General features: G+C 52.6%; 5 protein-coding genes and 1 pseudogene. All 6 read left to right on the top strand.

Going from position 1 to position 6,389, the window contains the following annotated elements:
• Window positions 1-83, top strand: a pseudogene (locus FGS84_RS30255) (NADH peroxidase); the annotation flags it as partial.
• A 255-nt stretch (window positions 84-338) separates the two neighbouring features.
• Window positions 339-1,832, top strand: a complete 1,494-nt coding sequence (locus FGS84_RS30250) for an amino acid adenylation domain-containing protein (protein ID WP_347563917.1) — start codon at window positions 339-341, stop codon at window positions 1,830-1,832.
• Window positions 1,825-3,144 carry an alanine racemase gene (locus FGS84_RS30245; RefSeq protein WP_138311852.1) on the top strand — a complete coding sequence of 440 codons (1,320 nt, stop codon included), beginning with the start codon at window positions 1,825-1,827 and terminating at the stop codon, window positions 3,142-3,144. Before FGS84_RS30250 ends, FGS84_RS30245 begins: the two co-directional genes overlap by 8 nt.
• Before the next feature lie 15 nt (window positions 3,145-3,159).
• Window positions 3,160-3,387, top strand: coding sequence for an acyl carrier protein (locus FGS84_RS30240; protein WP_138311851.1), 228 nt, complete (start codon window positions 3,160-3,162; stop codon window positions 3,385-3,387).
• 26 nt (window positions 3,388-3,413) lie between these two features.
• Complete coding sequence (locus FGS84_RS30235; RefSeq protein ID WP_347563916.1) at window positions 3,414-4,982, top strand: MBOAT family O-acyltransferase; 1,569 nt, start codon at window positions 3,414-3,416, stop codon at window positions 4,980-4,982.
• Window positions 4,969-6,036: a hypothetical protein gene (locus tag FGS84_RS30230; RefSeq protein WP_138311849.1), complete on the top strand. Its 1,068-nt coding sequence runs from the start codon at window positions 4,969-4,971 to the stop codon at window positions 6,034-6,036. Before FGS84_RS30235 ends, FGS84_RS30230 begins: the two co-directional genes overlap by 14 nt.
• The last annotated feature ends 353 nt before the right edge of the window (window positions 6,037-6,389 follow it).

Genomic DNA, 6,389 nt, shown 5'->3' with positions numbered 1-6,389 from the left:
ATGACACCGTACATGAGATGGCCAAGGACGAGGCCCGTCACGGCAAGGCATTTGAGGGTCTGCTTAACAGATACTTTGGTTAATTAAGCGGCCGGTATCCGGCCTATGACTGTTACAGAATCAGGAGAAGAGCACACTCTTCTCCTTTTTTGCGTCTGTAATCTGCTGTCCCGGAGTGTATCCGGCAATTGCAGTTTCGCAGGTATCCGCCAATCGTCATAGAATCTTCATAATTAAAGCCTTGAACCCGCTATCCATCTGTGCTAGACTAAGCACGAAAATGCTTTAAAATCCTGTTATCGGAGGTCCTTTCATTGATACAGAATGTCCTATGTTTTTTGGAAAAATCCGCAGAAGCCCATCCCCGTAAAACAGCTTTTGCTGACGAACATACAAGCCTTACTTACGGTGAACTGACAGACCTGTCCATGAAAATCGGCAGTGTCCTGGGCCGAAAGACCGGCCCCCGCCGTCCTGTTCCCGTACTGGCGGAAAAGAATGTATTTACCCTGGGCGCCTTTCTGGGCATTGTGCAGGCAGGCTGTTTTTATGTCTGTCTGGACGGGAGCCAGCCTGCCCAGCGCCTGAACCGCATTCTGGATACCCTGCAGGCAGACCTGATGATTGCTGATAAGGAAAGCCTTGGCCTGGCCGGTGATATCACCTTTTCAGGTGAAATACTGCCTCTGGAGGAGCTGAGATGCCTTACGGATGATGTCCTGAATCCGGGGCTCCTTGCTTCCATCCGCGCACAGGCCGTCGACACAGACCCCCTGTACGGAATCTTTACCTCCGGCTCCACGGGCGTGCCCAAGGGCGTGGTGGTGAGCCACCGCTCTGTCATTGATTTCATCGGGCATTTTACGGAGCTGTTCCATATAACTCAGGATGACGTCATCGGCAATCAGGCGCCCTTTGACTTTGATGTATCTGTAAAGGACATCTACTCGGCCCTGAGTACCGGGGCCACGCTGGAAATCATTCCCAAACGGCTGTTTTCCATCCCCACAGGTCTTCTGGACTACCTGTGCCACAGGAAAATCACCACAGCCATCTGGGCTGTCTCAGCCCTGTGCATCATCACCACGCTTAAGGGTTTTACCTACCGTGTGCCATCCCATCTGAATAAAATTCTTTTCAGCGGGGAGGTTATGCCGGTCAAACATCTGAACACATGGCGCAGTTACCTGCCAAAGGCCCTGTTTGTAAACCTGTACGGCCCCACGGAAATCACCTGCAACTGCACATACTACGTGGTGGACCGGGACTTTGAGCCCGGAACCCCCATTCCCATCGGGAAGCCATTTCCCAACGAAACCGTATTCCTGCTGGATGAAAACAACAGGCTGGTTACAGAACCCGGACAGTGCGGAGAACTCTGCGTGGCCGGAACCGCTCTGGCGCTGGGCTACTACAGGGACCCGGAACGCACTGCCATGGCCTTTGTCCAGAATCCCTTAAACACCTGCTATCAGGAGACTATATACCGGACCGGCGACCTGGCCTGCTACGGTGAGGACGGCCTTCTGTATTTCAGCAGCCGGAAGGATTTCCAAATCAAGCACATGGGCCACCGAATCGAGCTTGGCGAGATTGAGGCAGCCCTTGAAGCCGTGGAAGGTGTGGACAGGGCGGTGTGCCTGTTTCTGGAGGAGAAGAATAAAATTGCTGCCTTTTATGAGGGAACCGCCGGCAAAAGGGATATAGCACTGGGCCTGGAACACCTCCTGCCCCGCTATATGTTCCCCAATCTATACAGAAACCTGCCAAAGCTTCCCCTTACCAAGAACAGTAAGGTGGACCGGCAGGCACTCAGGAGGCTTTATGAATAACCGTACCCTGCTGGAAGCTGCCCGGCAATATAATACCCCCTGCTATCTCTTTGACCTGGATGCATTCACCTCACGCATCCACCGCATGGGAGAGATTCTCGGAAAACAGGTAAACATCTGCTACGCCATGAAGGCCAACCCCTTTCTGACAGCTGCCGCAGCCCGGACAGCAGCCGGGCTGGAGGTCTGCTCACCGGGAGAGTATGCCATCTGCCGCCGCGCCCATGTGCCGGCACGGAATATCGTTCTGTCAGGCGTCAATAAGGAGGAGGCCCACATCCGCTCAGTCATGGCAGAGCAGGGTGCGGGCACCTACACGGCGGAATCCCTAAACCAGCTCCTGCTGCTGGAAACATGCGCAGCCGCAGCCGGGCTGACCGGTGTCAGGGTGCTTCTGCGCCTGACCAGCGGCAACCAGTTTGGTATGGATGAGGAGGATGTCCTTGCCTCAATCCGTAACCGCGGCTCCTATCCCCACCTGGACCTGACAGGTCTCCAGTACTATTCCGGCACCCAGAAAAAGGGTCTGGAACGGATAAAGAAGGAGTTGGAAAAGCTGGACTTACTTCTGGGTTTTGTCAGGGAACAGCTGGATTTTGAGTTCCGAGAGCTGGAATACGGACCGGGTTTCCAGATACCCTATTTTGAAGGGCAGGAACAGCCGGATGAAGAAATTCTTTTGCAGGAATTCAAAAAAAGCCTTGATTCCCTGGATTTTAAAGGTATAATCTTTCTCGAGGCAGGCCGTTTCCTGGCCGCTCCCTGCGGCAGCTATCTGACCCGTGTGGTGGATATAAAGCGCAGCCTTGGCCAGAATTACTGCATTGTGGACGGCGGCATCAACCATGTCAACTACTATGGCCAGACCATGGCCATGAAGGTGCCTGCATACCGCTACCTGCCCCAGGACAATCCGGCCCGGCGGCAGAAACCGGAACACGGCGCTATTGTCATGGACGGGAACAAAACCTTCATGGCATCCGGACATCCCCCCGGCGATGACACGCCTGCCAGCGGCCGCTGGACCGTGTGCGGCTCCCTCTGTACCTCGGGAGACATACTGGTGAAGAACCTCCCCCTGGAAGGTCTGACTATAGGGGATTTACTGGTGTTTGACCGCATCGGGGCCTATTCCGTGACCGAGGGCATTTATCTGTTTCTGAGCAGAAAGCTTCCCGCGGTCCTGACCTATACGCAAAAACAGGGGCTTTCCCTGGTGCGGGATGTCCTGCCCACGGATATGCTGAACGACGGCTCTGCCGCGCAGATATATCAATCACAGAGCGGCTCTTCAAAACGCTCTGACACATAAAAGGAGAACAATCATATGGATGAATTATTCGAACTGTTAGAAGACATAAAACCAACGGTGGATTTCAGGACATGCACGGGCCTGATTGACGACGGCTACCTGGATTCCTTTGATATCCTGTCCATTGTTAGCGAATTAAACGATGCTTTTGGAATTGAGATATCTCCGGTGGACATTGTTCCGGAGAATTTCAACTCTGCCCAGGCCCTCTGGAACATGGTAGAGCGCCTTAAGGACAACTAAAGGGGTAGGTCATGTCTTTTCTTTCAATGAAATTCCTGTTATTCCTGGCCGCGGCAGTGACAGGATATTACGTGATACCCGGACGGCTCCAATGGATTTGGCTGCTTATATTCAGTTATATATTCTATCTGGCCTCCGGCCCGGCGGCGGTAGTGTTCATCCTGACCACTACCGCCACTACCTTTCTGGGCGGTCTGTGGCTGGAGCACACGGACCGGAGGCTTGCCCGCGCCCTGGGCCCTGACAGCCAGGCACAGCCCCTTTCCCCGGAGGAAAAAAAGGCCATGAAAGGGCGCTGCAAACAGCGCAAAAAGGGGATAACAGCCCTGGTCCTTCTCCTGAATTTCGGCATTCTGGCAGCATTAAAATACCGGAATTTTGCCACTGAAAACATAAATCTTTTCTTTGGCACACACATTTCCCCGGCAAGGCTCCTGCTGCCGCTGGGAATATCCTTTTATACCTTCCAGTCCATGGGATATCTCATAGACGTATACAGGGGTAAGTATGCGCCGGACCGCAATCCCCTGCGTTTCGCCCTGTTTGTCTCCTTCTTCCCCCAGATACTCCAGGGGCCCATCGGCCGGTATGACCGCCTGTCGTCACAGCTGTTCGGCCGGAGGAAATTCAGTCTTACCCGGATTGAGAGGGGGCTCCAGCTTATGCTCTGGGGCTACTTCAAGAAAATCGTCATTGCAGACAGGGCCGCGGTCATTGTCAATGAAGTCTTTGGCAATTACCAGTCCTACCACGGCATCGCGGTCATAGCCGGCGTACTGTGTTATTCCCTTCAGCTGTATGGGGATTTCTCCGGCGGCATGGATGTAATTATGGGCGCCTCAGAGTGCTTTGGCATATCCCTGGACGCCAATTTTAAACGCCCTTATTTTGCGCGGTCCATATCAGACTTCTGGCACCGCTGGCACATCACCCTGGGCACCTGGATGAAGGATTATGTATTCTATCCTTTTTCCCTGTCTAAGGGCATGAACCGGTTTGGAAAGTACTGCAAAAAACATTTCGGAAAGCATGTAAGCAGGGTACTGCCGGTTTGTATTGCCAATCTGCTGGTGTTCTTCCTGGTAGGCGTGTGGCACGGACCTGCCTGGAAATTCATTGTTTACGGACTCTATAACGGAGGCATTATTGCCGCCAGCAGCCTGTTGGCTCCCATCTACGGGGAAATGGCCCGGAAACTGCATATCCCCCTGGAATCCAGAGCCTGGGCAGGGGTCCGGATTTTCAGAACCTTTATCCTTGTGAATATCAGCTGGTATTTTGACATGGCGGAAAGCCTGGGAGCCGCGCTGACCATGATGAAGAATACCATTACCGGTTTTTCCCTTTCCGCGCTGACAGACGGCAGCCTCTTAAGGCTGGGCCTGGACCTGAAGGACTATGCTGCCCTGGCCCTATCCTGCGCAGTCCTGTTCACGGTCAGCCTGCTTCAGGAAAACCAGGTTGACATGAGGGCTGCCCTGGCCGGGAAACCCCTGGCTGCCAGGTGGTGCGTCTATCTGATGCTGCTCTTTTCCATACCGCTGCTGGGCCAGATTACTATGACGGGAGGAGGATTTATATATGCCCAATTCTAGCAAACCGGCCGGCCGGTCTGACAGACAGTCCCATGACCGGCCCGGCAGACAAGTGTTAAAGCGGCTGAGCCCCATCCTGTTCCTGGCCCTGTGCATATGCATCACGGCAGCCCTCAATTATGGGTTCATCCCTCCCAGCTCCGTGAGAATCAACCTTCATAACCTCAGAAACGGCGAGACATATGACACCATATTTATCGGAACTTCCCACGGACAGTACGGTATAGACCCTCTCTCCGTGGACGCTGCATCCGGCGGAAGCTCTGTCAGCCTCTGCATGGCAGACGCCTACCCGGACGATATGTACTACATGTTAAGACTGGCCTGCGAGACGCAGTCGCCTTCCCGCGTTGTATATGAGCTGGACCCTTCATACTGGATGAATGAACAGCGCAGCGGCTCCACCCAGATATTCTTTTATCAGGAGTTTCCGCTCTCCAGGTCCAAGGCTGCCTACTTCCTGGACAAAATCATAAACCTGGACTTCCGCTCTGCACTGGCTCCATGGAGCTATTACCGCAACCTTGTCGGCCGGATTCCGGACCATATACGCCGGAAGCAGAGTTCTTCCTACAAAAATTACGACCCTTCCATTCTGGAAATCCCCGGAGGTCATTACGGAGGCCGGGGCTTCATCTACCGGGACCGGGTGGAGGGCGAGGATAAGGGCACCTTCAACAACATCCCCTGGGATGAGAGCCAGGTAAAGCCCAGGGCAGAACGTTACTTTGACCGTATCGCCTCATTCTGCCGGAAAAACAACATTGAGCTCACTGTTATCACCACTCCCGTACCCAGGGAGACACTTGACCAGTTTGCCGGTTCCTACGCGCAGTCCCACCAATATTTCAAAGACCTTATGGAAGGCCTCGGTCTGGAATATTATAACTTCAATTATATGAAGCCGGAGCTTATGGACCGCAGCATGGAAGGATACTGGGACTACGACGGCCACATGGACGGCGTCAGGGCCAGGGAATTCAGCACACTGCTGGGCCGCTTTCTGGGCAGCCTGGACCAGGGCAGCCTAAAACCAGATGACTATTTTGATTAGCAGAACATGTATCATGCATGATATGATTCAGTGATATAATTCAGCGATACAATATGAAGATATCCCAAAACGCATGGTAAAACATATGGTTCCGGTCCGGTATCATATGTTTTACCATGCGTTTTGGGATGTTTTTTTCCAGTCCTTCTCCCCGCTTCCCCTCTTACACTTTTTATTAAACTTTTTTCAAAAATCTATTGACAAACCATCTAAAGTAGTTTATATTAATATCAGTAACAATTACTATTATTAATTTAACAAATACATGAATCCTCTGAGGATTCACATTAAACCCTATAAAGGAAAAGGAGAATATTGATTATGAAGAAATGGGTATGTACAGTTTGCGGTTA

The sequence above is a fragment of the Clostridium sp. 1001271st1 H5 genome (assembly GCF_005845215.1).
Lineage (GTDB): Bacteria > Bacillota > Clostridia > Lachnospirales > Lachnospiraceae > Enterocloster.
This window is presented reverse-complemented; position numbering and strand designations above follow the sequence as displayed.